This is a genomic window from Amycolatopsis sp. NBC_00438, assembly GCF_036026695.1.
Taxonomy (GTDB): Bacteria; Actinomycetota; Actinomycetes; order Mycobacteriales; family Pseudonocardiaceae; genus Amycolatopsis.
Genome location: NZ_CP107923.1, coordinates 3,393,128 through 3,418,826, shown reverse-complemented (window position 1 = coordinate 3,418,826; position 25,699 = coordinate 3,393,128). Strand labels below are relative to the sequence as shown.

Annotated in this window: 23 protein-coding genes; 14 read left to right on the top strand and 9 right to left on the bottom strand. The window is 73.5% G+C overall.

Annotated features, from left to right (window positions below; all coding sequences use genetic code 11):
- Positions 1-28: 28 nt before the first annotated feature.
- Positions 29-544 (bottom strand): hypothetical protein, encoded by a 516-nt coding sequence (locus OG494_RS15005; RefSeq protein WP_328456060.1) that lies wholly within the window; start codon positions 542-544, stop codon positions 29-31.
- Positions 545-686: 142 nt separating this feature from the next.
- Here OG494_RS15005 and OG494_RS15000 point away from each other — a divergent pair, with 142 nt between their 5' ends.
- The 11 genes from OG494_RS15000 (at position 687) to OG494_RS14950 (ending at position 11,664) form a co-directional block, all read left to right on the top strand.
- Positions 687-1,829: a serine hydrolase domain-containing protein gene (locus OG494_RS15000; RefSeq protein ID WP_328456058.1), complete on the top strand. Its 1,143-nt coding sequence runs from the start codon at positions 687-689 to the stop codon at positions 1,827-1,829.
- A 14-nt stretch (positions 1,830-1,843) separates the two neighbouring features.
- Complete coding sequence (locus OG494_RS14995; protein WP_328456056.1) at positions 1,844-3,109, top strand: FAD-binding protein; 1,266 nt, start codon at positions 1,844-1,846, stop codon at positions 3,107-3,109.
- 162 nt (positions 3,110-3,271) lie between these two features.
- Positions 3,272-4,552, top strand: coding sequence for an ABC transporter substrate-binding protein (locus OG494_RS14990; RefSeq protein ID WP_328456054.1), 1,281 nt, complete (start codon positions 3,272-3,274; stop codon positions 4,550-4,552).
- Positions 4,553-4,555: 3 nt separating this feature from the next.
- Positions 4,556-5,503, top strand: coding sequence for a carbohydrate ABC transporter permease (locus OG494_RS14985; protein WP_328456052.1), 948 nt, complete (start codon positions 4,556-4,558; stop codon positions 5,501-5,503).
- An 11-nt stretch (positions 5,504-5,514) separates the two neighbouring features.
- On the top strand, positions 5,515-6,351 hold the full coding sequence (locus OG494_RS14980) for a carbohydrate ABC transporter permease (RefSeq protein ID WP_442874480.1): 837 nt from the start codon (positions 5,515-5,517) through the stop codon (positions 6,349-6,351).
- 5 nt (positions 6,352-6,356) lie between these two features.
- Positions 6,357-6,932, top strand: a complete 576-nt coding sequence (locus OG494_RS14975; RefSeq protein ID WP_328456048.1) for a hypothetical protein — start codon at positions 6,357-6,359, stop codon at positions 6,930-6,932.
- Positions 6,933-7,056: 124 nt separating this feature from the next.
- Positions 7,057-8,133, top strand: a complete 1,077-nt coding sequence (locus tag OG494_RS14970; RefSeq protein ID WP_328456046.1) for a Gfo/Idh/MocA family protein — start codon at positions 7,057-7,059, stop codon at positions 8,131-8,133.
- Positions 8,130-9,398: a Gfo/Idh/MocA family protein gene (locus OG494_RS14965; protein WP_328456044.1), complete on the top strand. Its 1,269-nt coding sequence runs from the start codon at positions 8,130-8,132 to the stop codon at positions 9,396-9,398. The genes OG494_RS14970 and OG494_RS14965 overlap by 4 nt, the downstream gene beginning before the upstream one ends.
- Entirely contained in the window at positions 9,398-10,678 is a 1,281-nt protein-coding gene (locus OG494_RS14960) for a pectate lyase family protein (protein WP_328456042.1), read from the top strand. Before OG494_RS14965 ends, OG494_RS14960 begins: the two co-directional genes overlap by 1 nt.
- 181 nt (positions 10,679-10,859) lie before the next feature.
- On the top strand, positions 10,860-11,249 hold the full coding sequence (locus OG494_RS14955) for an STAS domain-containing protein (protein WP_328456040.1): 390 nt from the start codon (positions 10,860-10,862) through the stop codon (positions 11,247-11,249).
- A 64-nt stretch (positions 11,250-11,313) separates the two neighbouring features.
- The gene (locus OG494_RS14950; protein WP_328456038.1) at positions 11,314-11,664 is read left to right on the top strand and encodes a DoxX family protein; all 351 of its coding nucleotides are present in this window, start codon (positions 11,314-11,316) and stop codon (positions 11,662-11,664) included.
- Here OG494_RS14950 and OG494_RS14945 read toward each other — a convergent pair.
- Positions 11,645-13,786: an AfsR/SARP family transcriptional regulator gene (locus tag OG494_RS14945; protein WP_328456036.1), complete on the bottom strand. Its 2,142-nt coding sequence runs from the start codon at positions 13,784-13,786 to the stop codon at positions 11,645-11,647. The genes OG494_RS14950 and OG494_RS14945 overlap by 20 nt on opposite strands.
- 241 nt (positions 13,787-14,027) lie before the next feature.
- On the opposite strand from OG494_RS14945, the gene OG494_RS14940 reads away from it, so the two are divergent.
- Entirely contained in the window at positions 14,028-14,471 is a 444-nt protein-coding gene (locus OG494_RS14940; RefSeq protein WP_328456034.1) for a DUF6294 family protein, read from the top strand.
- Positions 14,472-14,494: 23 nt separating this feature from the next.
- Here OG494_RS14940 and OG494_RS14935 read toward each other — a convergent pair whose 3' ends face one another.
- Genes OG494_RS14935 through OG494_RS14925 form a run of 3 tightly spaced genes read right to left on the bottom strand, consistent with a single transcriptional unit; the run spans position 14,495 to position 17,559 of the window.
- On the bottom strand, positions 14,495-15,430 hold the full coding sequence (locus OG494_RS14935) for an SDR family NAD(P)-dependent oxidoreductase (RefSeq protein WP_328456032.1): 936 nt from the start codon (positions 15,428-15,430) through the stop codon (positions 14,495-14,497).
- Between the two features lie 9 nt (positions 15,431-15,439).
- Positions 15,440-16,297, bottom strand: a complete 858-nt coding sequence (locus tag OG494_RS14930; RefSeq protein ID WP_328456030.1) for a universal stress protein — start codon at positions 16,295-16,297, stop codon at positions 15,440-15,442.
- A 47-nt stretch (positions 16,298-16,344) separates the two neighbouring features.
- Complete coding sequence (locus OG494_RS14925; protein ID WP_328456028.1) at positions 16,345-17,559, bottom strand: MFS transporter; 1,215 nt, start codon at positions 17,557-17,559, stop codon at positions 16,345-16,347.
- A gap of 112 nt (positions 17,560-17,671) precedes the next feature.
- Here OG494_RS14925 and OG494_RS14920 point away from each other — a divergent pair, with 112 nt between their 5' ends.
- Together OG494_RS14920 and OG494_RS14915 are read left to right on the top strand one after the other, a co-directional pair.
- Positions 17,672-18,559: a LysR family transcriptional regulator gene (locus OG494_RS14920; protein WP_328456026.1), complete on the top strand. Its 888-nt coding sequence runs from the start codon at positions 17,672-17,674 to the stop codon at positions 18,557-18,559.
- Between the two features lie 59 nt (positions 18,560-18,618).
- On the top strand, positions 18,619-19,602 hold the full coding sequence (locus OG494_RS14915; protein WP_328456024.1) for a TIGR01777 family oxidoreductase: 984 nt from the start codon (positions 18,619-18,621) through the stop codon (positions 19,600-19,602).
- A gap of 21 nt (positions 19,603-19,623) precedes the next feature.
- On the opposite strand, the gene OG494_RS14910 is transcribed toward OG494_RS14915, so the two are convergent.
- The 4 genes from OG494_RS14910 to OG494_RS14895 form a co-directional block, all read right to left on the bottom strand.
- Positions 19,624-20,229 carry a hypothetical protein gene (locus OG494_RS14910; RefSeq protein ID WP_328456022.1) on the bottom strand — a complete coding sequence of 202 codons (606 nt, stop codon included), beginning with the start codon at positions 20,227-20,229 and terminating at the stop codon, positions 19,624-19,626.
- 78 nt (positions 20,230-20,307) lie between these two features.
- Complete coding sequence (locus OG494_RS14905; RefSeq protein WP_328456020.1) at positions 20,308-21,135, bottom strand: NAD(P)H-binding protein; 828 nt, start codon at positions 21,133-21,135, stop codon at positions 20,308-20,310.
- A 151-nt stretch (positions 21,136-21,286) separates the two neighbouring features.
- On the bottom strand, positions 21,287-23,086 hold the full coding sequence (locus OG494_RS14900; protein ID WP_328456018.1) for a serine/threonine-protein kinase: 1,800 nt from the start codon (positions 23,084-23,086) through the stop codon (positions 21,287-21,289).
- Positions 23,083-24,951 carry a serine/threonine-protein kinase gene (locus tag OG494_RS14895; RefSeq protein ID WP_328456016.1) on the bottom strand — a complete coding sequence of 623 codons (1,869 nt, stop codon included), beginning with the start codon at positions 24,949-24,951 and terminating at the stop codon, positions 23,083-23,085. The genes OG494_RS14900 and OG494_RS14895 overlap by 4 nt, the downstream gene beginning before the upstream one ends.
- Positions 24,952-25,699 lie beyond the last annotated feature (748 nt).

Here is a 25,699-nt window from a genome sequence, read left to right as displayed (position 1 = left end):
GCGCCGCCACTCACGACCCGCGCCGGTATCAGTTGGCGTTGCCCGGCTTCCAGCCCAGGTAGCTGCCGAAGTAGCTCTGCTTGGCGTGGCCGATCGCGCCGTCGACGCTCGTCGCCCAGACGCCGCCGCTGCCGTCGGCGATGCCCACGTGGCCGTAGGCCGAGATGTTCCAGAACACGAACGCGCCCTTCGGCGGGGTGCCCGTGGTGTGCCGGGCACCGTCCGAGGAGCGCCAGTGCTCGATCGCGCTCGCGTGGTGGGTGGTCCGGGCCCACGACAGGCGCGCGGCCTTCTCGCAGTAACCCTGGTAGGCCGTGCTGCCCTTGCGGCTCGAATACCAGGCGATCGCCTGGGACGCGGTCCGGGCGGCGGCCAGCTCGGCGGCCGAGTCGGTGATGACGGCGCCGGGGTCGGCGATGTCGGCGGCGGTGACCTCCGCGTAGACCTCGGACGGCGGGGCGGTGGCGGCCGACGCGATGGTCGCGCCGCCGAACAGCAGGGCGGCCGACAGGGCGGCCACCGGGGCGAAGTTCCTGATGAGCATGGGTCTCCCTCGGATCGTGACGAACCGGGGGAGACCCTGCTGGTGATCGCTACACCGCGGCTACACCCGCGCTCTCACCGCCCGGGAGGGGACCCCGGCGCCCTGGGCTAGCCTCGGGCGGACCGCCGACCCGGGGAGCACCATGAGCCTGCGCGAGATCCTGCAGCGGCACGTCGACGACGGCGCGCTGCCCGGCGCGGTCGGCGTCGTGGCCCGGCCCGGCCACACCGAGATCGCGGCCGTCGGCTCGGTCGACGTCGAAGGCAGCGGGCCGATGGCCGAGGACACCCTGTTCCGGTTCGCGTCCCTCACCAAGCCCGTCACCGCCGCCGCGGTCCTGGCGCTGGTGGACGACGGCCGGCTCGCCCTCGACGACCCGATCGGCCGGTGGCTGCCCGAGCTGGCCGACCCGAAGGTCGTGCGCACCCCGGCGGGCCCGGTCGACGACCTCGTCCCGGTGAACCGGCCGATCACCGTCGCCGACCTGCTGACCAGCCAGGCCGGCTGGGGGTTCGCGTCCGACTTCTCGCTCCCGGCGGTGCAGGCGCTCTTCCCCGTCCAGATCGACGGCCGGGAAGTCCAGCGCTTCCCCGAGGCCGACGTCTGGCTCGCGCGGCTGGCCGAGGTGCCGCTGCTCTACCAGCCCGGCGAGTCCTGGCTCTACGACACGTGCTCGGCGATCCAGGGCGTGCTCGCCGCCCGGGTGGCCGGTGCGCCGCTGCCGGAGTTCCTCGACGAGCGGATCCTCGGCCCGCTCGGGATGACCGACACCGGGTTCGTCGTCGGCGCGGACCGGCGCGACCGGTTCACCAGCTTCTACAAGGCCGGCCCGGACGGCCTGGTCCTCGCCGACCCGCCGGAGGGCCAGTGGAGCACGATGCCCGCGCTGCCGCTCGGCTCCGGCGGGCTGGCCGGGACGGCGGGGGACTGGCTGGCGTTCGGCCGGATGCTCCTCGCCGAGGGCGCCGCGGCGGACGGCAAGCCCGTGCTGACCCCCGAGTCGGTCCGGCTGATGACGACCGACCACACCACCGCGGCGCACCGCGAGATCGGCGCGCTCTTCCTGGACGGCCAGGGCTGGGGGATGGGCGGGTCGGTCGACGTCGCCGAAACCGACCCCTGGACCGTCCCCGGCCGCTACGGCTGGGTCGGCGGCACCGGCACCACCGCGTACGTCGTGCCCGCCACCGGCACGGTCAGCGTGCTGCTCACCCAGGTCGGCGAAGACAACCCGGTCGCGCCGGCGTGGATGCGGGACTTCTGGCGGTACGCGGCGGCGGAGTGAGTAGGGTCGGGCAGATGGGCGAGTCGAACTGGGCCGGAAACCATCAGTACGCCGCCGAAACCGTGGTGACGCCGCGCACGCGCGACGAAGTGCGCAAAGCGGTCGAGGCCGCGTCGAGCGTCAAGGCGCTCGGCAGCCGGCACTGCTTCAACGACATCGCCGACGCCCCCGGCGGCGTGCTCCTCGACCTGAGCGAGCTCGAGAGCGCGGTGGAGATCGACGCGGACGCCGGCACGGTGACCGTCGGCGGTTCGGCGCGGTACGGCGACTTCGCGCAGCAGCTGCACGCCGCCGGGTTCGCCCTCGCCAACCTCGCCTCGCTGCCGCACATCACGGTCGCGGGCAGTGTCGCGACCGGCACCCACGGCTCCGGACGCCGCCGGCAGGGACTCGCGGCGGCCGTCTCGGCGCTGGAACTGGTCACCGCGGGCGGCGAGGTCCGCACGTTCTCGCGGGCCGCGGACCCGGACGTGTTCCCCGGGCTGGTCGTGAGCCTCGGCGCGCTCGGCGTCGTCACCCGGCTGACCCTCGACGTGGTGCCCGCGTTCGACGTCCGCCAGGTCGTCTTCGACGGCTTGGCGTGGGAGGCCGCGTACGAGCACTTCGACGAGGTCGAAGACGCCGGGTACAGCGTGAGCCTGTTCACGAACTGGACGAGCGACGTCGTGGACCAGGTCTGGGTCAAGAGCCGGGCGGACGCCTTCACCGAGCGGGCCGGGCTGTTCGGCGCCGTCGCGGCCGACGTCCCGCGGCACCCGGCGCACGCGGCCGGCGTCCCGGCCGGCAACGTCACACCGCAGCTGGGCGTGCCGGGGCCGTGGCACCAGCGGCTCCCGCACTTCGCCCTCGAGTTCACCCCGAGCGTCGGGGACGAACTGCAGACGGAGTACTTCGTGCCCTACCGGGACGCGGCGGCCGCGATGGCGGTCGTGCGCGAGATCGGTGACGTGCTGGCGCCGGTGCTGCTGGTGTCCGAGATCCGCACGGTCGCGGGTGACGACCTCTGGCTGAGCCCGGCCCACGGCGGCGACCGCGTCGCGCTGCACTTCACGTGGCAACCGCGTCAGCCCGAGGTCGAATCGGTGCTGCCGCTGCTCGAAGAGCGGCTGGCACCGTTCGGCGCGCGGCCGCACTGGGGCAAGCTCTTCCGCGGCGGCGACCTGGCCGCGGTGTACCCGCGGCTGGCCGATTTCCGTTCCCTGGCGGGAAGTCTGGATCCCGGTGGCGTGTTCCGCACCCCGTTCGTCCGCCGGCACGTCTTCGGTGAAAGCGGCGTGTGAATGCGTTCGGAGTAACCGTTCTTCGACGATTTCGACCGTGAAATCCGTGTATTGACACGTTTGTCGCGTGCGTCCTACGGTGGACCGCCGAGTTCCTGTAAGCGCTTTCTCGCCGACTTCGTGGGAGCGCTCACAGGTCATTCCGACCGGACGGAGATGTCGATGCGTCGGACGCGTGTGCGCGGGTTCGGGGCGGTCGCCGCGATCGCCCTGCTGCTGTCCGGAACGGCCGCGTGCGGCTCGGACTCGGGGGGCGGCGGTGACGTGACGATCACCTTCGCCTGGTGGGGCAGTGACGGCCGGGCGAACCTGACCAAGCAGGCCGTCGAGCTGTTCCAGAAGAAGAATCCCGCCATCAAGGTGCAGACGTCGTTCGCGGCGTACGCGGCCTACTGGGAGAAACTGGCGACGCAGACGGCCGGGGGCAAGCCGCCGGACGTGCTGAACGTCGACACCCGCTACCTCGCCGAGTACGGCGGGCGGAACGTGCTGGCCGACCTGAACCAGGGCGCGGGCAAGGCGATCTCGCTCGCCGACGTCAACCCCGAGCTGGCCGCCACCGGCGTCTACCAGGGCAAGCGGTACGCCGTGCCGTGGGCGCAGAACACGCCGGCGATGCTCTACGACCCCGCCGCCTTCACCGCGGCCGGCGCGGACCCGGCGAAGGGCCTGACCTGGGACCAGTACGCCGACGCGACCGCGAGGGTCAGTGCCGCCGGCGGGTTCGCCGCGCGCGGCGCGACCGACTTCGGCATCCTCGACACACCGCTGGAGATCTGGCTGCGCCAGCAGGGAAAGCAGTTCTACACCCCGGACGGCAAGCTCGGTTTCACCGCCGACGACCTCCGCCGGTACTGGCAGCTCGCGAGCCGGTTCCGCGACACCAAGGGCGCGTCGCCCGCCGACGTCACGGCCTCCTACAACACCTCGCCCGAGCAGTCGCCGCTCGGCAAGAAGCTGACCAGCTCGGAGTTCGCCTACGACAACCTGCTGCCCGCCTACCGCAAGGCGAACGGCAAGAACCTGACCGTCGCGCCGTACCCGACGGGCGCGAACGGCGACCTCGGGCAGTACCGGCGCCCGTCGATGTTCCTGTCCGTGTCCGCCCGCAGCCAGCAGCAGGAGGCCGCCGCGAAGCTGGTCGACTTCTTCGTCAACGACGCCGACGCGGGCAAGATCCTCGGCACGGACCGCGGGCTCGCGCCGAACCTCAAGATCCGCGGGCAGCTCTCGGCCGGCGCGACCGGCGACGACAAGACGCTCTACGCCTACGAAGCCGCGCTCGAACCGAAGCTCGGCGCCGCGCCGCCGGTCCCGCCGAAGGGCGCGGGCGCGATCCAGAAACTCCTCCAGCGCACGTACGAGGAGATCGCGTTCGGGCGGCTGGGCATCGACGACGCCGTCACCCGGTTCATGTCCGAAGCCGACAAGAGCCTGGGGTAGCCGATGACGACGCTGCGCACCCCGGCACCACCCCGGCCGGTGCAGCCGCGGGCGCCGGGCCGCGGGTACCGCCGCAAGAGCCAGCCGGAAGCGTTCGCGTTCCTCACGCCGTGGCTGCTGGGGGCGGTGGCGCTGACCGTCGGCCCGATGGTCGTCTCGCTCTACCTGTCGTTCACCGACTACGACCTGTTCACCACGCCGCACTGGGTCGGCTTCGGCAACTTCACGCACATGTTCACCGACGACGACCGGTACCTGCGGTCGGTCGAGGTCACGCTGATCTACGTCCTCGTGTCGGTGCCGGTGAAGCTCGCCGTGTCGCTGGGGGTGGCGCTGCTGCTCAACACCCGCCGCGGCACGAACGGCTTCTACCGCGCCGCGTTCTACGCGCCGTCGCTGCTTGGAGCGAGTGTCGCGGCCGCGCTCGTCTGGCGGGCGCTGTTCACCGGCGGCGGGCCGGTGAACGAGGTCCTCGCGGGGTTCGGCTGGCACACGCCGAGCTGGGTCGACGACCCGAACTTCAGCCTGGCCACGATCGTGCTGCTCGGGGTGTGGCAGTTCGGCGCGCCGATGGTGATCTTCCTGGCCGGCCTCAAGCAGGTCCCGGCCGAGCTGCACGAAGCCGCCGCCATCGACGGCGCGGGCGCGCTGCGCCGGTTCCGCCACATCACGCTGCCGATGCTGTCGCCGGTGATCTTCTTCAACCTGGTGATGGAGGCCATCCACGCGTTCCAGGCGTTCACCCCGGCGTTCGTCATCGGCGGCGGCCGCGGCGGGCCCGCCGACGCGGACCTGTTCTACACGCTCTACCTGTTCGAGGTCGGCTTCCAGGACTTCCGCATGGGGTACGCGTCCGCGATGGCCTGGGTGCTGCTGGTGGTGATCGCGATCGTGACGGCGATCGTGTTCCGCACCGCGAAGCTCTGGGTGTTCTACGAGGACCGCCCGTGACCGCCCTCCGGATGCCCCGCACCGCGCGGTCGATCGGCTGGCACGTGCTGTGCCTGTGCGGGGTGGCCGTGGTGCTGTACCCCCTGGCGTGGCTGGCTTTCGCGTCGGTCAAGCCGCCGGACGAGATCCTCTCGCGGCTGGCGCTGCTGCCCAGCCGGTTCGTCTTCGACGGCTACTCGAAGGGCTGGGAAGGCGCCGCGGGCGTGGGCTTCGGCCGGTTCTTCCTCAACTCGTTCCTCGTCGCCGGGCTTTCCGTGGTGGCCAACGTCGTCTCGTGCTCGCTGGCCGCGTATGCCTTCGCGCGGTTGCGGTTCCGGTTCCGCGGCGCGCTGTTCGCGTTCATGATCACGACGTTGATGCTGCCCTACCACGTGACCCTCATCCCGCAGTACGTGATCTTCCAGCAGGCCGGGCTGGTCAACACGTTCGTCCCGCTGATCCTGCCGAAACTCCTGGCCACCGAAGCGTTCTTCGTGTTCCTCATCGTCCAGTTCATGCGCGGGATCCCGCGCGAGCTCGACGAGGCCGCGACCATCGACGGCTGCAGCGTCTACCGGACGTTCTGGCACGTCGTGCTCCCGCTGTCCAAACCGGCGCTGGTCACGACGTCGATCTTCACGTTCATCTGGACGTGGAACGACTTCTTCACGCAGATGGTGTACCTGAACGACACGGAGAAGTTCACCGTGCCGCTCGGCCTGCGGCTGTTCGTGGACACCAGCAGCCAGTCCGACTTCGGCGCGATGTTCGCGATGTCCGCGCTCGCGCTGGTGCCGATCGTGCTGTTCTTCCTCGCCTTCCAGCGCCTGCTGGTCGAAGGCGTCAGCACCAGTGGCCTGAAAGGATGACGTCGATGCGCGACACGGCGGTGCGGCGGGTGGACTGGCGCGCCGGGCTGGGTGACTTCTCCGACTGCCTGCTGGTGGGATTGCTGGTCGCGCTCGCGTCGGTGCCGGTGGTGACCGCGCCACCGGCGTTCGCCGCGGGCTGCCGGGCGCTGGACCGGGCCCGGCACGGGATCGTGCGTCCACTGTGGACGACGTTCTGGGCGGACTTCCGCCGGGCCGCTCGGGGCGGGGTGGCCTTCGGGGCTTTTTGTGCCGTCGGGGTCGTGCTGGCCGCGCTTGACCTCGAAGTGGCGGCCTCGATGCCGGGCGCGGGTGTGCTCCGGCCGGTGTTGTGGGTGCTCGCCGCGGTGGGCGTGGTGGTCGCGGTGCGGACGTGCGAAGCGGTCGCGTCGTCCGAGCTGCCCTGGCGCCGGGCGGTGCCCGCTGCCGCGCGGAGCACAGCCGGGGCGCCGGGGAAGGCGTTGCTCGTGGCGATAGCGGTGGCCTTGTCGGCGGTGCTGGTCTGGATGCTGCCGGTGCTGGCTCTGGTGGTGGCCGGACCCCTGTGCCTGGCCGCCGTGGCGACCGGCGCGCGCTCATGAGTGATCGGGGCGGGGCGGGCGAGCCGCTGCCGAATCCGGCACCGTTGATCGGCGGGCTTGTGGGTGGCCGTGGCGCGGCGGGCGAGCCGCTGCCGAATCCCGTACCGGCGATCGGCGCGCGCTCATGAGCGCGCCTCTCCTCGTCGTCTTCGGCACCGCCGGTTACGCGGCCACCCACCTGCGCCGGGCCCGGGAGCTGCACGACCGCGGCGAGATCGTGCTCGCCGGCGCGTGCGACGTCCGTGACCCGCCGCCGGAATCCCTCGAACTGCTGCCGGACGGCGCGATCGTCACCTACGATCCCGCCGAGCTGCTGTCCCGCACCGGCGCCGGGATCGCGGTGGTGGCGACCCCGCCCCGCACCCATCTACTGCTCGCGCGACTCGCGCTCGACGCCGGGTGTCACCTGCTCGTCGAGAAACCACCCGTGCTCGACCTGGCCGCTTTCGACGAACTCGCGCGGCGGGGCCGGGCCGTCCAGACCGGGTTCCAGAGCTTCGGGTCCGCCGCGATCCCGGTGATCCGCGCCGCGATCGACCGTGGCGAGATCGGCGACGTCACCGGCGTCGGCGCGGCCGGGGCGTGGATCCGGCGGGACGACTACTACCAGCGCGCCGCGTGGGCGGGCCGCCGCGACCTCGGCGACGGGTCGCTGACGAACCCCTTCGCCCACGCCGTCGCGTCCGCGCTGCTGCTCAACGGCACCGCCGACACCGACCCGGAGCGGGTCACCGTCGAGCTGTACCGGGCGCGCGACATCGAGTGCGACGACACCGCGTGCACCCGGCTCACCTTCGAGAACGCGCCGGACGTCGTCGTCGCGGCCACGCTCACCGCCGAGGCCGACCACGACCCGTACGTGCTCGTCCACGGCACCGCGGGCCGGATCCGCTGGCACTACAAGACCGACGACCTCGTCATCGGCGACGAGACGGTTCGCGTCGGGCCGCCGGAAGACCTGCTCAGCAACCTCGTCCGGCACGTCCGCGATCAGGTCCCGTTGCTCGCGCCACTGACGCGGACACGCGCCTTCACCGCGTTGGTCGAGGCCGTGCGTGGCGCCCCCGAACCCCGTCCGCTACCGGCCGTGCGGGACGAGGACCGGTTCGTCGTGCCGGGTGTCGACGCCGCCGTCGACGACGCGGCCGGACGGCTCGCCCTGTTCTCCGAACTCGACCTGTCCTGGGGGTACCCGGCATGAAGCGGTACGCGATCGTCGGACTCGGTTCGCGTGCCGAGCTGTTCGCCCGGGCCCTGGCAGCCTCACCGCGAGCCGAGCCGGCCGCGTTCTGCGACCACAACGAGACGCGCATGCGGGTCCACAACAGCTGGCTCGGCACGGCCGTGCCGTGTTACGGGCCGGACGGCTTCGGCGCGATGCTCGCAAAGGAGCGGATCGACGTCGTCGTGGTGTGCACGCCGGACCACACGCACGCCCGCTACGTCGCGGACGCCCTCACCGCCGGCTGCGACGTCGTCACCGAGAAGCCCATGACGACCGACCTCGAGGGCGCCCGGCTGATCCTGGCGGCGCAGCGGGAGACCGGGCGGTCGGTGCGGGTCGCCTTCAACTACCGCTACAACCCGGTGCACCGGCGGGTGCGCGAGCTGCTCGCCGAAGGCGCCGTCGGCGAAATCGGCTCGGTGGAGTTCAGCTGGCTGCTCGACACCGCGCACGGCGCCGACTACTTCCGCCGCTGGCACCGCGACAAGGAGCACTCCGGCGGGCTGCTCGTGCACAAGTCCGGGCACCACTTCGACCTGGTCAACTGGTGGCTCGGCCGCGGCCCGGAGACGGTGTACGCGCTGGGCGGGCTCGTCTTCTACGGCGAGGAGAACGGCCGGCGGCACGGCCACGCCACCGGGTACACCCGCGGGACGGACCCGGCGGCGCGCGACGACCCCTTCGCCCTCGACCTCGAGAGCTCGCCGCGGCTGCGGGCGCTGTACCGGGACGCCGAGGCCGAGGACGGTTATCTCCGCGACCGCAACGTGTTCTCCCCGGGCATCACGATCGAGGACGACCTGTCGGTCCTCGTCCGCCACCGCGGCGGCGTGGTGCTGAACTACCACCTGCACGCCTATTCACCCTGCGAGGGCTACCGCGTCGTGTTCTCCGGCAGCGAGGGCCGGCTCGAACTCGACGTCCGGGAGAACGAGCACGCGGGCGCCGCGGCCACACCGTCCCGCGCCCTGCTGATCCGGCAGCGGCACTGGGAACCGCCCGAGGTCGTGCTCGACCAGGAGCTGGGGGAGGGCCACGGCGGCGGGGACGAACGGATGCTCGCCGAACTGCTCGGTGACGCGGCGCCCGACCCGCTCGGCTGCGCGGCCGACCACGAGGACGGGCTGCGGGCCCTGCTCACCGGGCTCGCCGCGAACCGGTCCCTGCGCACCGGCGAGCCGGTCGGGATCGACGGCCTGCTCGACGAAATCGGCGCGTCCGGACACCGATCGAGGGAGTGATGATGCGGTTCACGGCCTGCCTTGTCCTAATAGGACTGATCACCACGGCCGCGCCGGCGTCGGCGCACGGCGCCGAGCCCGGCCGGGTGGTGCTCGGCGCGCGTGACGGCTGGGCCGCGGCGACCACCGGGACGACCGGCGGCGCGGCCGCGGCACCCCGGGACGTCCGCACGGTGTCGAAGCGCTCCGAGCTGGCCGCCGCGCTCGCGGCCCGCCCCGGCGTCCCCAAGATCGTCTACGTCCGCGGCACGATCGAGGGCAACGTCGACGCCCGCGACCGGCCGATGAGCTGCGACGACTTCGCCGACCCGGCGTACAACCTGCCCGCGTACCTGGCGCGGTACGACCCGGCGACCTGGGACAGGACCCCGGTGTCCGGGCCGCTGGAGGACGCGCGGGCGCGGTCGCAGGCCAACCAGGCCGCCCAGGTGGTGCTCGACGTCGGCCCGAACACGACCGTCGTCGGCCTCGGCGGGGCGAAACTGCACGGGCTGACCCTGCGCGTCACCGGCGACAACGTCATCCTGCGGAACCTGCGCTTCGAGGACGCGCACGACTGCTTCCCGCAGTGGGACCCCCTCGACGGCGCCGACGGCAACTGGAACTCCGAGTACGACAACCTCGACCTCGTCGGCGCCACCCACGTCTGGGTGGACCACAACGACTTCGGCGACGGTGCCGACACCGGATCCGTCGAGTACTTCGGGCGCAAGTACGAGGTCCACGACGGCCTGCTCGACATCGTCACCGGCTCGGACCTGGTCACCGTCTCCTGGAACCGGCTGCACGACCACGACAAGACCATGCTGATCGGCAGCACCGACCACCCCGACGCCGACGCCGGCAAACTGCGCGTCACCGTGCACCACAACGAGTTCACCGCCACCGGCCAGCGCGCCCCCCGCGTCCGGTACGGCCGGGTACATGTGTATAACAACCTATACCGCGTGCCGGAGGTCGCGTCGTACACGTACTCGCTGGGCGTGGGCGTCGAATCCCGCATCTACGCGGAGGAGAACTTCTTCCGCATCCCGGCCGCGCTGCCGCTGGGCGCGCTGGTGAAGTACTGGAAGGGCACGGTGCTGCACGCCACGGGAACGCTGGTCGCCGCCGGCCACGCCCGTCCGCGCCCGGTCGACCTGCTGGCCGAGTACAACGCGGCGAACGACCCGGACCTGGGCCCGGACGTCGGCTGGACCCCGGCCCTGGTACCGCGCCTCGATCCGGCGCGCGAGGTCCCGGCCCGCGTGACGGCGGGCGCGGGTCCGGATCGGGCTTAGGCCCGCTTCTCCGACAGCGGCGGATCACCCGGACCTTGGTGATCCGCCGCTCGAGTCGGTTGGTGTCTTGGGCGGGCAGGTCTGCGGGCGGCGGCCGAGGGCGCTTGACCGGACAACGAGGTTTCGGGCTCCCGGCGACCGGGTAGGCGGTGATCATCCGCAGCCGAAAGGGAGTTCCACCTTGACCGAGACGCCCGCCCCCGATCCGACGGGACTGATGCTGACCGCGGTGACGTCCCGGCCGACGCCCGGGACCCTGCGCGTCACCGTGACGGGTGAGGTCGACATGTCCACTCGGCCGATGCTCGAAGTCGAGTTCGGGCGGGCCGTGGCCGACGAGCCGCAGCGGCTGGTCGTCGACCTGACGGGTGTCGGGTTCTGCGGGGTGACGGGGATGGCGACGTTCGCCCGGCTGCGGTCCCGGTGTGCCGACGCGGGGATCGAGCTGGTCGTGCGACCCTCGAGCGTGGTGCGGCGGGCGCTCGACCTCGCGGCGCTGAGGTCGATGTTCCGGCTGGAGGGCCCCTGGGCGAGCGGCGTGGTGGAGATCGCGCAAGCCGCCGAGCGGTGAGTCACCTTCGGTGCGGCCCGGCCGTCGAGGAGGCGTAACCGCTTCCGGGGCAAGGACTTCGCCGATGACCACCGCTCACCTCGTCGTCACCTTCGTGACCATCGCCGCGAACGCCGTGATGGGCGTCGCCGACCTGGCCCGCGCGCGTTTTGTGCTGGCCAACTCCGCGGCGGTGGACGTGCCGCCGGGCTGGGTGCCGGCTCTGGGCGTCCTGAAGCTCGCGGGCGCGGCCGGGCTCGCCGCGGGCCTGGCCGGGTTCACGGTGTGGGGCACGGCCGCGGCGATCGGCCTGGTGCTGTTCTTCGTGGGCGCGGTCGGGGCGCACGTGCGGGCGCGGGCGTTCCGCACCCTCGCCGCGCCGGGGGCGTACCTGGTCCTGGCGGTCGCGTGCCTGGTCACCGGCCCGGTGACGTGAGCTGGCCGTCCAGCGCGCGGGCCTCCTCGTCGGCCGCCGCCAGCTCGCGGTCGGCGGCCGCGGCGTCGCCCGGTCGGCCGCGGCGGGTCAAGGCCTCCGCGTGCCGGCGACGGGAGAACACCACCGCGGGCCAGTGGGCGAGCGCGAGGTTGTGCCGGACCGCGGCGCGCAGGTGCGTCACGGCCAGGTCCGCGTCTCCCGTGGTCAGCGCCGCCGTGCCCAGCGGGTAGTGGGCCGAGCCGAAGCAGGCGATGGCGAGGCTCGCCATCACCGGCAGGTGGCCGAACGGGCGGAGCAGGTCGTAGACCCGCGCCGCCGTTTCGGTGTCGTCCACCAGGTACGCCGTTTCCGCCACCCCGCACAGCGAAAGCAGCCACGTGCTGGAGCGGGGCAACGCGCCCAGGTCGTCGCCGGACAGCCGCGCCAGCGCGCCCACCGCCGTCCGGTGATCGCCCGCGTACGCGGCCGCCACGGACAGCGCGGCGTAGTACGAGTTGTCGATGGGGCTGAGCGTGGGGGAGTGCATCAGCCGGTCCAGCACCGGCACCAGCTCCCCGAGCCGGCCCTGGAACCAGCGGATCGCCACCAGCTGCGCGCCGTACCAGCCGAGCGCGTCGGGGTCGCCGGCCACCTGCCCGAGCTCGGCGCAGGCCTGCGCGCCCGCCTCGGCCTCGGCGAACCGGCCCGCCCGGATCGCCAGCATGACCTCCAGCGACGCGGCCACGAAGCCGGCCGCCAGGTGTTTCCGGGTGGCCAGCAGGTCTTCGAGCTCGCCGAGCCGCCGTTCGGCGTGCGGATCGGCGGCCAGGAACCGGTCGACGGTGTCCCACAGCACGCCCATGACCAGGTCGGTACGCCGTCCCGACGGCCCGCTCACGCCGACCAGCTCGGTGGCGAGCGACTGCCGCAGCGCCGCGTGGTCCGGGCCGAGCAGGCAGTGGTGGGCCAGGCTCAGCGCCTCGGCGTGCGCGACGGGATCGCCGGCCGCCCGGGTTTCCCCGGTCAGCGCCAGGATCCGGTCGTGCGCGCTGTTCTCGTAGTCCAGCTCGCCGGCCAGCCGGATCCGCAGGCGGCGGCCCAGCCGGGACGCCGGGTCGACGCGGTCCAGCACCTGCCGCAGCCGGGTCAGGAGTGTCGTCGACGCGGCCGACGTCCGGTGTTCGTGCACCCACACCCCGCCCAGCCCGAGCACGGCGCGTCCGAGCGTGTCGACGTCGCCGGCGAGCTCGGCCTTGCGGTAGGCGTCCTCGAAGTGCGTCCGGCTCGTCCGGAGGTCGCCTTCTTCGAGCAGCGCGTGTTCTCCGGCGCCGAGGGAGTCGACGTCCGGGACGGCGATCGTCTGCCGGGGCCGCACGGCGAGCAGGCTCGGGTCGTGGGCGAGGACGCGCCGGTGCACCTCGGTGAGGATGGGTGACGGCTCCAGGCCGGACGCGCCGACGAGGTCGCGGCGGGCGCGGCGGAAGACCTCGAGCGCGTCGCCTTGGCGCCCGGCCCGGTAGAGGGCGGTCATCAGCTGCGCCCAGAGCCGTTCGTGGCCGGGGAACGCGGCGGTCAGCACTTCGAGCTCGGCGATCAGGCCGGTGTCCTCGCCCGCGGCCAGGTCGGCGTCGATCCGGTCCTGCACGGTGTTGTGCCGCACCCGCTCGAGCCGCATCCCTTCGGCGGCCAGCACTTCGACCTCGTCGAACTCCCCGTACGCGGCGCCGCGCCACAGGTCCAGCGCGGTGGTCAGGTGCGTGCGGGCGGTGCCGTGGTCGCCCGCGGCGAGTGCCCGGCGTCCCTCGCCGGCGAGCTGCTCGAACCGTACGGCGTCGATGGCCTGCGGGGCCACGTGCAGCACGTATCCCGGTGGCCGCGTCAACAGCAGCGGTGGCGCGAAGGTCCGGCGCAGCCGCGAAAGGTACGTGCGCACGGTCCGGTCGACCTGGTCGGGCGGTTGGTCACCCCACAGCGCCCGCCCGAGCGCGCCCACACTGACGACCCGGCCGGCGTCCGCGGCCAGCACGGCCAGCAGCGTGCGCAGCCGCGGCCCGCCGACGTCCACCGGTTCCCCGCCGATCCCGACCTCGAACGGCCCCAGGACGCCCAGATCCACACCACGATCCACGCCACGCGCGGTCATCCCGCTCATCCCCGCCCCTCCACCGCGGACGAGTCCGCGTTTCGGTCTACAGGAGCAGGACGTGCCGTGCGAGATACGTCGTACGCGAGGTCGTGATCGACGAACTGTCGATGGCGTGTCGATGCGCTGTCGATGGAGTGTCGATGGACTGTCGATGGGCTGTCGATGGGCGCTGTGAAGCTCGGCCACGTCCCGCCGGACAGCACCGTTCCGCGGGACTCACCACACGGGAGGGAACTCGATGAGGCACACGATCCGGGGTCTGGGCACGGTTCTGGCGACGGCCGCCGCGGGGGCGGCGCTGCTGGCCGCCGCGCCGGCGGCGCAGGCCGCGCCGGCGAACACCGCCGCCGTGCTCGACGTGAAGAGCGCGACCTGGGGCCAGCTGCACGCGGGCGACTGCGAGCAGGACAACGGCACCATCGTCCTGCGCTCGGACGGCACCGGCGACTGGAGTGCGACCACGCTGACGTACCAGACCCACAGCGGGGACGTCTGGCACTCCAGCTTCGACTTCAAGACGACGGCCGGGACGAAGCTGTTCTCCGCGGGCACGTTCGACAGCCCGCGGATGAACGACGGCAACCCGCCGCCGCGCTACACCTGGAGCGCGCACTTCAAGTACGACGCGGCGCTGTTCGGCGCCGTCGACATCTTCAAGTCGATCCAGCACTCGAGCTGCTGAGCGGGGACCACCGGTCCCGGCGGCTACCCGTCGAGGCCGGTGGCTTCGAGGCAGTAGTCCAGCAGCTTCCGCACCCGTGCGTCGTCGGGGCGGGTGTGGGGGAACAGGTGCTCCGGACGCGGGCGGCGGTCGTGCCAGAAGCGGCCCGCGTCCGGAGCCGGCTCGGTCGCGGCGAGCCAGACGGCGGTGTCGGCGCCCTGCGCGGCCGTGCGCAGGAAGGGGCGCGTCACGCGCCGGAACAGCGGGAGCGACCCGGTCAGGCCCGGGGTGTCGGCCCAGCCCGGGTGGCAGCTGTGCACCGCCAGCCCCCAGCGCCGCGCCAGCACCGGCGTCAGCTCGACCTGCATCCGTTTCGTGCGGGCGTAGGCGACCGCGCCGCGGTAGGTGCCCGAGCGGTATTCGGGGTCGTCCGCGGCGAGCGCCTGGGTGTACATGCCGCCTGAGGACATGAAGATCACCCGGCCCTCCCGCAGTGCCGGCCGGAGCAGCCCGGTGAGCAGCAGCGGGCCGAGGACGTGGGTGGCGAGCGTGACTTCGTGCCCGTCTTCGGTTTCCGAGCGCTCGCGCGGGAGGGTGCCCGCGTTGTGGATCAGGACGTCCACCCGCGGGTGCTCGGCGGCGCAGGCGCGGACCGAGGCGAGGCTCGACAGGTCGCAGTGCGCGAGCCGGACGTCCGCGCCGGGCACCCGGGCGAGGACGTCGTCGCGGGCGGGGGCGCCGCGGCCGAGGTCGCGCACGAGCATGACCACGGACGCGCCGAGCCGCGCCAGCTCGGTCGCGCAGGCCTGGCCCAGTCCCGAACCCGCGCCGGTCACCAGGGCCACTTTTCCTTGCAGCGCACCGGGTGCGGGGTCGTCGGGCCGCCAGTGGGGCCGCCGGAGCAGGTAGCCGAACCGGGTGTAACCGGCCGCCGTCCGATCGAGGACGAGGTCGGCCAGGCCGGCGAGAGGAGCGATCACCGGTCCACGCTACGGCCGGACCGGCGGTCGCGCCGTGCGGACCAGCCGGACCGGGCAGGCGGCGTGGTGCAGCAGCGCCTGGGCCGTGGAGCCCAGCAACAGTCCCGGGAAGCCGCCGCGGCCGCGGTCGCCCAGCACGATCAACTGGGCCGTCACGCTGCGCTCGACCAGTGCGCGCCGCGGGTGCGCCGGGACCACCACCCGTTCCACCTCGACGTCCTCGGTCCGGACCTGCTCCTCCAGCAGCCGGCGGCCGGCGTCGGAGACGGCCTGGCGATCCAGCTCCGCGGGTGGCTCGTCGGCCCACGCGTGCAGCACCACCAGCGGCACCTTCCGGACTCGGGCTTCGGCGAGTGCCGTCGCGAGGACCCGCGTCCCGGCGTCGCCGCCGTCGACGCCCGTGAGGACTGGGCCGCCGGTGTCGCGCTCGTCCCAGTGGTCGCCGCGGACCACCACCGTGTCGCAGTGCGCGTGGGTGCCGACCGCCGCGGCGACCGCGCCGGCGAGCCGCCCGGCGCACCGGCCGCGTCCGGACGCGCCGACCACCAGCAACGCGGCGGTCCGCGACACTTCGATCAGGGTTTGGGCGGCGCGGTCGGGATCGAGCCGGATGACGGCGTCCGGCACGCCCTGCGCGGCGGCGAGCTCCCGCGCGGTCCGCAGCGCGCGCCGGCCGCGGGCCCGCAACGCGTCCAGCATCTCTTCGGGCGGCGGCACCTCGCCGCCGGCGAACAGCGCCGGGAAGTCGAGCGCGTGCCGGATTTCGAGGGGCCTGCCGTGCAGCCGGGCCGCTCGCGCCGCCCAGCGGACGGCGTCGAGCGACTCGGCCGAGCCGTCGGCTCCCGTGACGATCGGCGGGGTGGTCATCGGCGGCTCCTGACGCGGGCTGGCGTCCGCCGGCGGCAAGCCCGCGGTCAGGCGAGCGTGCGCCGCGCGGACCAGCCGATCAACCCCAGTTCCAGCACGGCGAACCCGGCCAGCACGACCGGACCGGGCAGCCAGAGCATCGCCAGGCCGGTCGTCAGCACCGGCAGGACCAGGCCCGCGTAGGCGGCGAGGAACAGCGCGGCCAGGACTTCGCCGCGGGTGAGCGGGTCGGCGAGCGCGGCGACGGTGCCGACGCCTGCCCGGAAGCCCAGGCCGAACCCGGACCCGCCGAGCACGGCCGCGACGAAGAACAGCGGGAGCGACGCGGTGAACGCCGACACCGCCAGCAGCACCAGACCGACACCCATCAGCACGTACCCGGACCGCAGCTGCGGCCGCGTGCCGGCGCGGGCGAACACGATCTGGACGAGCGCGGCGCTGCCGAGCATCACGAAGGGCGCGATCCCGGCGAGCAGCCGCGACGGCTGGTGCAGTTCCTGCGCCAGCAGCGCGGGGGCGAGCGCCATGAACAGGCCGCTGATGGCGAACGCGCCGAACACGCCGATCGCGGCGCCGGTGAACTCGGACCGGGCGGCCGGCGGCAGGGAAAGCCGCTGCGGCCGGTAGGCGGGCCGCTCTTCCCGGCGTTCCACGGTTTCCGGCACCAGGCTCACCGCGAGTGCCTCGACGAGCAGCACCACCAGGAAGACGGTGAACGGCGTGCGCAGCGGCTGGTCGGCGAACCGGGCGAAGAAGCCGCCGACGAGCGGGCCGATGGCGAGGCCGCCGGCGTTCACCACGGTCGTGATCAGGCCGGAACGGCCGGGGTCGGCGTCCGGGTTCGCCTGGGCGCGCAGCTCGGACAGGTGCGCGGTGGCGGTCGCGGTGAGCGCGCCGATCCCGGCGCCGCTGATCAGCCTGGCGACGATCAGGCCCGGCACGTCCGGCCAGAGCAGGAACAGGGCGGCGGCGACGGCTTCGGCCAGCAGCCCGGCGAGGATGACGCGGCGGCGGCCCAGCCAGTCGCTGACGTGCCCGGCCAGGTAGAGACTCAGCATCACGCCGACCGCGTAGGCGGCGAAGACGACGGTGACGACGAAGGTGGGGAAGCCGTCCCGCTGCTGGTAGAGCGCGTACAGCGGGGTCGGGACGGTCGAGAACGCGAGCGCGGTCGCGAAGGCGACGGCGATGATGCCGAACCCCAGGCCGTGGCTCACCCGCAGGCGCGCGCCGGGCCGGGCCGGGGTGATGGTGGCGGACATGCTGACCTCCTGGTCTTCGGATCTTCCGCCTTCCACCATGAACCCGCCGACTCACCAAGTCCAACGAAGAGTCGTGGTGCCAGTTATCGATTCGGGCGATAAATTGGCTCGTATGGAGACGCGTCAGCTGGAGTACTTCGTCGCCGTCGCCGAGGAGCTCAGTTTCACCCGGGCCGCCCAGCGGCTGTACGCGGTGCAGTCCACCGTGTCGGCCGCGGTCCGGGCCCTGGAGACCGAGCTCGGCGCGCGGCTGTTCGACCGGTCCACCCGCAAGGTCGCGCTGTCCGCGGCCGGCGTCGCCTTCCTGCCCGAGGCGAAGGTCGCGATCGAAGCGCTGGAGCGTGCCCGCGCGACGGTCCAGGAGGCGTCGGCGGGGCTGCGCGGCAGCCTCCGGATCGGCACACTGACGGCGATCGGCAGCGTCGACCTGCCCGGGCTGCTCGGCGCGTTCCACCGCCGCTACCCGCTGGTCGACATCCAGGTCACGGTGTCGATCACCGGGTCGACCGGCCTCGCCGAGGACGTCCGCCAGGGCCGGCTCGACGCCGCGCTGGTCGGGCTGCCCGGCGCGGACCTGCCCGGGCTGGACGTCCGAGCGCTCGAATCCCGGCCGTTCGTCGCGCTGCTGCCGCACGGCCATCCGCTGGCGCGCGAGCGGGAGATCCGGCTCGAGAGCCTCGCCGGGGAGTCCTTCGTCGACATGCCGCGCGGTTTCGGCAACCGGGTTCTCGTCGACCGCGCCTACGACGTGCTGGGCTCGCCCCGGCGGGTCACCGTCGAGGTCGCCGACCTGCGGACCGTGCCCGGGTACGTCCGGGCCGGCCTGGGGATCGCCGTCATCCCGGAGCTGCCCGAGGCCGACGAGCCGGACGTCGTCACGCTGCCGCTGGCGGGTGCGGGCCTGGACTGGCCGCTGAACCTGGTCTCCGCGAGCGCGAAGCCGCCGAGCCGGGCGCTGCGCACCCTGCTCGATCTCGTCACGGCCCAAGACCATATTTGAACGTGTTCAACTCTTCCGGTACGGTCGGGTGCGGGGGACGACCGTGAAGGGGGAACGTCATGAAGGTGGTGCTGCCGGGAGGCTCCGGCCATCTGGGCCGGGTGCTGAGCCGGGCCCTGACCGGGCAGGGGCACGAAGTCGTGGTGCTGAGCCGGCGCGACGCCGGACCCGGGCCGTGGACGCGGTGCGTGCGGTGGGACGGGCGCACCCCCGGCGCCTGGACCACCGAGATCGACGGCAGCGACGTCGTCGTCAACCTCGCCGGCCGGTCGGTGAACTGCCGCTACACGGCGGCGAACCTGCGGGAGATGATGTCGTCCCGGACCGACTCGGCCCGCGTCGTCGGCGGCGCGATCGAACGCGCCGAGGCGCCGCCGCGGGTCTGGCTGCAGATGAGCACGGCGACGATCTACGCCCACCGGTTCGACGCGTCCAACGACGAAACCACCGGCGTGCTCGGCGGCGCCGAACCGGACGCGCCCGCCTACTGGGGCTACAGCGTCGACATCGCGCGGGCCTGGGAACGGGAGCAGGAACGGGCGGAGACGCCGCGGACCCGCAAGGTCGCGCTCCGGACGTCGATGGTGATGAGCCCCGAGCCCGGCGGCGCGTTCGAGGCGCTGCTGCGCCTGACCCGGCTGGGTCTGGGCGGCCCGGTCGCGGGCGGCGCGCAGTACCTGTCGTGGATCCACGAGGACGACCTGCTGCGCGCGATCGACCTCCTCATCGCGCGGGACGACCTGAGCGGCCCGGTCAACCTCGCGGCGCCGGAACCGCTGCCGTACCGCGACTTCCTGCGTGCCCTGCGCGCGGCAGCGGGCGTCCCGTTCGGCCTGCCCGCCACCCGCTGGATGGCCGGACTCGGCGCGTTCGTCCTGCGCAGCGACCCGGAACTGCTGCTGAAGAGCCGCCGGGTGGTCCCGGGACGGCTGCTGGACGCGGGCTTCGAGTTCGAGTTCCCGGCGTGGCCCGCGGCCGCCGACGACCTGGTGCGCCGCACCAGGTCGTCGCGTCGAAGGGCACCGCGCGTGTCGACCTCCTGATCACGCGTGTCGGCCCTCTGATCACACGAGATCGCGGCCGGCCCGGAAGAACTCCGTGATCGCGCCGTCGAGATCGGTCAGCGGCCGGGCCGCGCCGAAGGGGGCGTTCCAGAACCCGCCCTCCCTCGGCTCGAACGGGCCGACGTACGCGTACGGCTCACCCAGGTAGCCGTCGCCGGGGGAGACGCCGTAGTTGACCTCGTCCAGCGTGATCGCGACGTCGAAGTGCTCGGGCCACAGCACCGGCGTCGCGTCGGGCGCGAACTCGCGCAGCGCCCGGTCGCCGTCGGCGAAACCCCGCAGCAACGTCGTCAGCGCCGCGGCGTCGAGGGTGATCGTCTCGTCCGGCCGGACGCCGGGCCCGCCCGAGTAGACGCCCTCGGGCTCACCCGCGGTCAGCCCGGCCGCCGCGGCGACGTCGAGGTACGTGCGGCCGGCCAGCGGGACGCGGACCGAGTTCGTCACGAGGTGGTCGCCGTCGAGCCGCAACGCCGGCGCGACGACGGTGGCGAACCCGCCGTCGGCCACGCGCAGTTCGATCCGGCCGGCCGCCCGGTGCTGCGGGCCGGCCAGCAGCAGTTCGGCGACGCCGTGGAGGGAGCGCCTGGTGGTGGCGAGTTCGGTCACGCCGCCGAGTCTAGGCGCCGGCGAGCCGAACCCGCGGTGTTCGCGCCCCGGGTGCGAACACCGCGAGCAGGCTTGCGCCTAGCGCCGCGGGAAGTGCTCGGCGGCCCACTGCCCGAACCCGATCCCCGGGCGGCCGAGCACCTTCTCGACGGTGCCGGTCACCGGCGAGCCGCCCCGCGCCGCGTCGGCGATGAAGGCGAGGATCGCGTCGACGACCTCCGGCTTCTCGAACTGCCCGAACCGGTGCCGTGCTTCGGTTTCTGTCAGTTCCTCGATCCGGACCGGGACGCCGGCGGCGGCCGCGATCAGCTCGACCTGCTCGCGCTGGGAGAGCAGCCGGGGCCCGGTGAGCATCCCGTCGGCGGCGTCGTGGCCCAGCAGCGCCGCGACGGCGACCGCCGCGACGTCGCGTTCGTGGATCGGCGCGGTCTTCCCCTCCGGGTGCACCAGCCGCACCACGCCCTCGTCGCGGAGCGAGTCCGCCCAGTTCAGCGCGTTGGTCGCCAGCACCAGCGGGCGGATCGGCGTCCAGCGCAGGCCGGACGCCGTCATCGTCGCCTCGACCGCGCGGTGTTCTTCCGCGATCAGGTTGCCGGCCGCGGCGGGGAGCAGCACGCTGCCCGACGACAGCACCACGACGTGCTCCACGCCGGCTTCCCTTGCCGCGGCGGCAAAATCGTCCGCGCCGTCGGTCGGCGCGTAGACGAAGACCTGCCGCACGCCGCGCAGTGCCCCGGTCAGCGTGGCGGGCCGGGTCAGGTCGGCCGCGACAACCGGGACGCCGGCGGGCAGGTCCGCGGTCGCGGGGTTGCGCACCGACGCGCGCACGGGTTCCCCGGCGGCGAGGAGCTGGTCGACGACGTGCCGCCCGACACTTCCGCGGGCGCCGATCACCAAAGTGGTCATGATGGTCCTCCTGCTCGGCTACCGCGGGAGGTCTCGCACGACGGCTCACCTCACGCGGCAGGCAGTTGTTACCTGGCGCGCCAAGGGAGTCACGGTCGTGACGGGCGAAGCGTTCCGACGCTTCACTTCGCCTGTCGCCAAGTTACCACGGTCAGGTTTCCGGCAGTTTCGCGACCAAGGCCTTGCCGAACGCGACGGCCGCGTCGCAGGAGCCGCCGGGTTTCGACGTGAAGATCCGGACGTGCTCCACCTGGTCCGTGTCGTAGGGCCGGTGGTCCCAGGTCAGGAAACAGCTGTCGCCGAGCGCCCGCTGGGTGGCCGTCCGGCCGCCGAGGCCGACCGGCGACCCGGCGTCGGGCACACCGGCGGTCAGCTTCTCGAACGACAGCTTCAGCGACGTCGTCGCGGTCCACTCGCACGTGCGTAGCCCGGTGAGGGCGACCTGGCGGACCGGGCCCACCGCCTGCGCCACCGCGGGTTCGTCGAGCACGGCGCACGGGTCCAGCGCCAGGAAGGTCCCGGGCGCCAGGTCGTACCGGTCGTTGCCGGCGCCGATTCGCCTCAGCGCCTCGCCGAGCGCGGTCTTGGCCAGGTCACAGGTGTCGGCGATGGCCGTCACGCCCAGTTCGGCCTGCGCCGGGAGCTGGACGGTCGCGTCGCACGTACTGCCCCCGACCTTGCTGAGCAGCACCGGCCTGCCGTCGAGGTCCCCGGCCGGGCTCCCGCCGTCCAAGGTGAACCGGTCGCCCAGCTTGAGCGTGACCTTCCCACCGGAGCGCGGCCGGTAGTCGCAGCGGTCGAAGTACAGCGTGTCCTGGGCCTGCAGGGTGCCGACGCCGGTGAGGGGGACGCCGTTCAGCACCTTGCAGGGATCGGTGCGGCGCAAGGTGTCCAGGCTCGTCGGGTCCAGGTTCGCCGACGGTGGCGGCGGGTCCGCGCCGAAGATGTTCACTGCGAACAGGCTGCCCGCGGCGAGGGCGGCCACGGACGCCAGCACGACGGTGACCGGCACCCAGCGTCGCTTCGGCGGCCGTGGGACCGGCGGGGCCACGGGGGCGGGGACCGGCCAGGACAGCGCGGTGCGGACCGCGGCCTCCTGGCCCTCGATCAGCCGGTCCACCGCGGGCGGCCACGGCCGCGTGCCCGGCGCCACCGGGCCCAGGTGGTCCAGGATCCGGTGCGGCGCCGGACGCCGGGCCGGATCCTTGGCCAGGCACGGTTCCACGAGCGCGCGGATCTCCGGCGCCAGCCCGGTGAGGTCGGGCTCGGCGTGCACGACGTTGTAGAGCATCTGCGCGGTCGTCGCGCCGGTGAACGGGCCGCGGCCGGTCGCCGCCATCACCAGCAGGCCGCCGAGGGAGAAGACGTCGCTCGCCGGCGTCAGCGGCCGGCTTTCCGCCTGCTCGGGCGACATGAACGCGGGGGAGCCGATGATGCCGCCGGTGCCGGTGAGGTCGGCGCCGCCCTCGGTGGCGCGGGCGATGCCGAAGTCGATCACCCGCGGGCCGTCGCCGGTCAGGAGTACGTTGCCCGGCTTGAGGTCCCGGTGGATCAGCCCCACCCGGTGGATCTCGGTCAACGCGGACGCGAGGCCGACGGCGAGCCGTCGCACGGCGTCCACCGGCAGCGGGCCGGTGGCGTCGACGGCCTCCTTGAGGGACGGCCCGGTGACGAACACCGAAGCCAGCCACGGCGTCTCGACGTCCGGATCGGCGTCCATCACGGCCGCGGTGAACGCGCCCGAAACCCGTTGCGAGGCCTGCACTTCCTGCCGGAACCGGGTGCGGAAGCGGGCATTGTGCGCGAACTCCGGGTGCACCTGCTTGAGCGCGACGAGCCGGCCGTCCGGCGCCACGCCGAGCAGGACGCGGCCCATGCCGCCCTCGCCGAGTGCGGCGACCAGGCGGTACCGGCCGGCGGTCCGGGGGTCACCCGGCTCCAGCGGCCTCACGGTTTCGGCAGCCCGGACTTGACCGTCTTGGCGAAGTCCTGCGCCTGGCGGCAGGTCTCTTCGACGGTGAGCGAACTGGCGGAGGTGGTGTAGCCGACGATCACGTTCTCCGAGGTCCTGTCGTCGTAGGGCCGGTGCCGCCAGGTGAGGGTGCAGTTCACCTTCGCGGGGTTGTACCGCTTCGTGGTGACGTAGGCGGTGACGCCGTCGAGGTCGGTGGTGGTGCTGGAGTCGTAGTACGAATCGGTGGTGCGGAACGGCGGGATGCCCCGTTCGAGCGTCACGGTGACGTCACCCGCGACGGCCCAGTGGCATTCGTGCAGCCCGCGCGGCTCGACCTTGGTGACCGGCCCGACGATCCGCTGGGCGGTCGCGATCGGGACGAGCGGACAGGGGTCGATCGGAGCGAGGCTGCCGGCCGGCGTCGCCGAAGTGCTGCCGCGCAGGCGCTTCAGCGCCTCGCCGAGGGCGGCTTTCGCGACGTCGCAAGGGTTGTCGAACTTCTCGGCCGACCCTTCGGCTTCGACGCCGATCGTGGTGTCCGCGCGGTCCACCACCGGTACGGCGGCGGTGCAGCCACCGGCCTTCTCCTCGACGTTCAGCGGCAGGCCGTCCAGATCCCCGGCCGGAGTGCCCTTCGCGGCGACCGGGCCGCCGATCGTCAGGTCCAGCCACTGGCGCCGGGCGGTCTCGTAGGTGCAGCTGAACAGGTGGACGTCGATCTTCGGGGTGAGCGTGCCCGCCCCGGGTGCCGAGGGCAGCACCTTGCAGGGGTCGACGCCCCGGAGGCGGTCCGGGCCCAGGGGGTCCGGGTTCGGCGCGGACGTCGTGGTCACCGGTGTGGTGGCGGGCGGGCTCGCCGCGGTCGTGCCCGGGTCGTCGCCGGTCAGCGCGACGGTGGTGATCGTGCCGCCGATCACGGCTACCGCGGCCGCCGCGGCGAGCGCGATCCGGAGGCCGCGCCGTCGTGGCTTCGGCGGTTTCGTGAGGACGTCCTGGACTTCGGCTCGGCGGCGCGCGATCAGGGCGTGCACGGCGGGCGGCCACGGGCGGGGGACCGGCGGCAACGGGCCGAGGAACTCGAGGATCCGCGCGGGCGACGGCCGTCGCCCCGGATCCTTGGCGAGGCACGGCTCGGCGAGGGCGCGGACGTCCGGCGGGAGGGCCCGCAGGTCGGGGTGCGTGTGGACGACGTTGTAGAGCGACTGCGGCGCCGACGCCCCGGCGAACGGACTGCGCCCGGTTGCGGCGAGGACGAGGAGCGCGCCGAGGGAGAAGACGTCGCTCGCCGACGTCAGCGGCCGTCCTTCGGCCTGCTCCGGCGACATGAACGCGGGCGAGCCGAGGATCGCGCCGGTGTGGGTGAGGTCGGTGCCGCCCTCGGCGGCGCGGGCGATGCCGAAGTCGATGACACGCGGGCCGTCTTCGGCGAGCAGGACGTTGCTGGGCTTGAGGTCCCGGTGCACCAGCCCGGCCCGGTGGATCCCGTCGAGTGCCGACGCCAGCCCGGCGGCGAGGTGCCGCACGTGCGCGGGCGGCAGCGGCCCGATCGAGTCGAGCGCCTCCTGCAACGACGGCCCGGCGACGAACACGGAGGCCAGCCACGGCGTCTCGGCGTCCGGATCGGCGTCCATGACGGCGGCGGTGTAGGCCCCGGAGACGAGCCGCGAGACGTCGACCTCCCGCCGGAACCGTTCCCGGAACCCGGCATCGTGCGCGAACCCCCGGTGCACCCGCTTGACAGCGGCGAGCCGGCCGTCGGGCGAGACGCCGAGCAGTACGCGCCCCATCGCGCCCTCACCGATCGCGGCGAGCAGCCGGTACCGCCCGACCTGCGCCGGCTCACCCGCACCCAACGGCTCCACACCCACCTCCGCGGGCGATCGTAGAGCGAACGAGTGACGCGGCGGCCGCGAATGTCCACATCGGTGGCGCCGATCACCCGGCGGCGCCGGAGGTCGTGAGGGGCACCCTCAGGGACTTGAGCGCCCTAAAGGGCACCCTCACGGCTTGGGAGCCGGCGGCCCAGGGCGCAGACCCGACCCAGGCTCGGCTCGGGACCGGGGGGCCGCCGGCTGAGGTCGTGAGTGTTTGGACGGGTTCTAACCCGTCCAAACACTCACGACCGGCTGCGGGAGGCTGGCTGCGGAGGACCGGCTGCGGGAGGCTGGCTGCGGAGGACCGGCTGCGGGAGGCTGGCTGCGGAGGACCGGCTGCGGAGGACTGGTCGCGGGTGGCTGGCTGCGGAGGACCGGCTGCGGAGGACTGGTCGCGGGTGGCCGGCTGCGGAGGACCGGCTGCGGGAGGCTGGCTGCGGAGGACCGGCTGCGGAGGACTGGTCGCGGGTGGCCGGCTGCGGGAAACCGGCCGCCAGAGCGCGGTCGCGGGAGACCGGCCGCCGGAGCACGGTCGGCGTTCCGGGCGCCGCACCAGCGAGTCCGCCGGCCCCGAGGCCGTGAGGGGCACCCTCAGGGACTTGAGTGTCGTGAGGGTGCCCCTCACGGACCGGGAAGCCGTGAGGGGCACCCTCACGAAGACCTCGCCGGCAGGCGAGGTCAGGGGCGCAGGAGGATCTCCCCACCGCGCGGCGTTCCGCGTGCGCTGCAGCCGCCT

Bases quoted from the DNA above. Each gene is read 5' to 3' on its own strand.
- OG494_RS15005 (WP_328456060.1), bottom strand. From the start codon at position 544: ATGCTCATCAGGAACTTCGCCCCGGTGGCCGCCCTGTCGGCCGCCCTG.
- OG494_RS15000 (WP_328456058.1), top strand. From the start codon at position 687: ATGAGCCTGCGCGAGATCCTGCAGCGGCACGTCGACGACGGCGCGCTG.
- OG494_RS14995 (WP_328456056.1), top strand. From the start codon at position 1,844: ATGGGCGAGTCGAACTGGGCCGGAAACCATCAGTACGCCGCCGAAACC.
- OG494_RS14990 (WP_328456054.1), top strand. From the start codon at position 3,272: ATGCGTCGGACGCGTGTGCGCGGGTTCGGGGCGGTCGCCGCGATCGCC.
- OG494_RS14985 (WP_328456052.1), top strand. From the start codon at position 4,556: ATGACGACGCTGCGCACCCCGGCACCACCCCGGCCGGTGCAGCCGCGG.
- OG494_RS14980 (WP_442874480.1), top strand. From the start codon at position 5,515: ATGCCCCGCACCGCGCGGTCGATCGGCTGGCACGTGCTGTGCCTGTGC.
- OG494_RS14975 (WP_328456048.1), top strand. From the start codon at position 6,357: ATGCGCGACACGGCGGTGCGGCGGGTGGACTGGCGCGCCGGGCTGGGT.
- OG494_RS14970 (WP_328456046.1), top strand. From the start codon at position 7,057: ATGAGCGCGCCTCTCCTCGTCGTCTTCGGCACCGCCGGTTACGCGGCC.
- OG494_RS14965 (WP_328456044.1), top strand. From the start codon at position 8,130: ATGAAGCGGTACGCGATCGTCGGACTCGGTTCGCGTGCCGAGCTGTTC.
- OG494_RS14960 (WP_328456042.1), top strand. From the start codon at position 9,398: ATGATGCGGTTCACGGCCTGCCTTGTCCTAATAGGACTGATCACCACG.
- OG494_RS14950 (WP_328456038.1), top strand. From the start codon at position 11,314: ATGACCACCGCTCACCTCGTCGTCACCTTCGTGACCATCGCCGCGAAC.
- OG494_RS14945 (WP_328456036.1), bottom strand. From the start codon at position 13,786: ATGACCGCGCGTGGCGTGGATCGTGGTGTGGATCTGGGCGTCCTGGGG.
- OG494_RS14940 (WP_328456034.1), top strand. From the start codon at position 14,028: ATGAGGCACACGATCCGGGGTCTGGGCACGGTTCTGGCGACGGCCGCC.
- OG494_RS14930 (WP_328456030.1), bottom strand. From the start codon at position 16,297: ATGACCACCCCGCCGATCGTCACGGGAGCCGACGGCTCGGCCGAGTCG.
- OG494_RS14925 (WP_328456028.1), bottom strand. From the start codon at position 17,559: ATGTCCGCCACCATCACCCCGGCCCGGCCCGGCGCGCGCCTGCGGGTG.
- OG494_RS14920 (WP_328456026.1), top strand. From the start codon at position 17,672: ATGGAGACGCGTCAGCTGGAGTACTTCGTCGCCGTCGCCGAGGAGCTC.
- OG494_RS14915 (WP_328456024.1), top strand. From the start codon at position 18,619: ATGAAGGTGGTGCTGCCGGGAGGCTCCGGCCATCTGGGCCGGGTGCTG.
- OG494_RS14905 (WP_328456020.1), bottom strand. From the start codon at position 21,135: ATGACCACTTTGGTGATCGGCGCCCGCGGAAGTGTCGGGCGGCACGTC.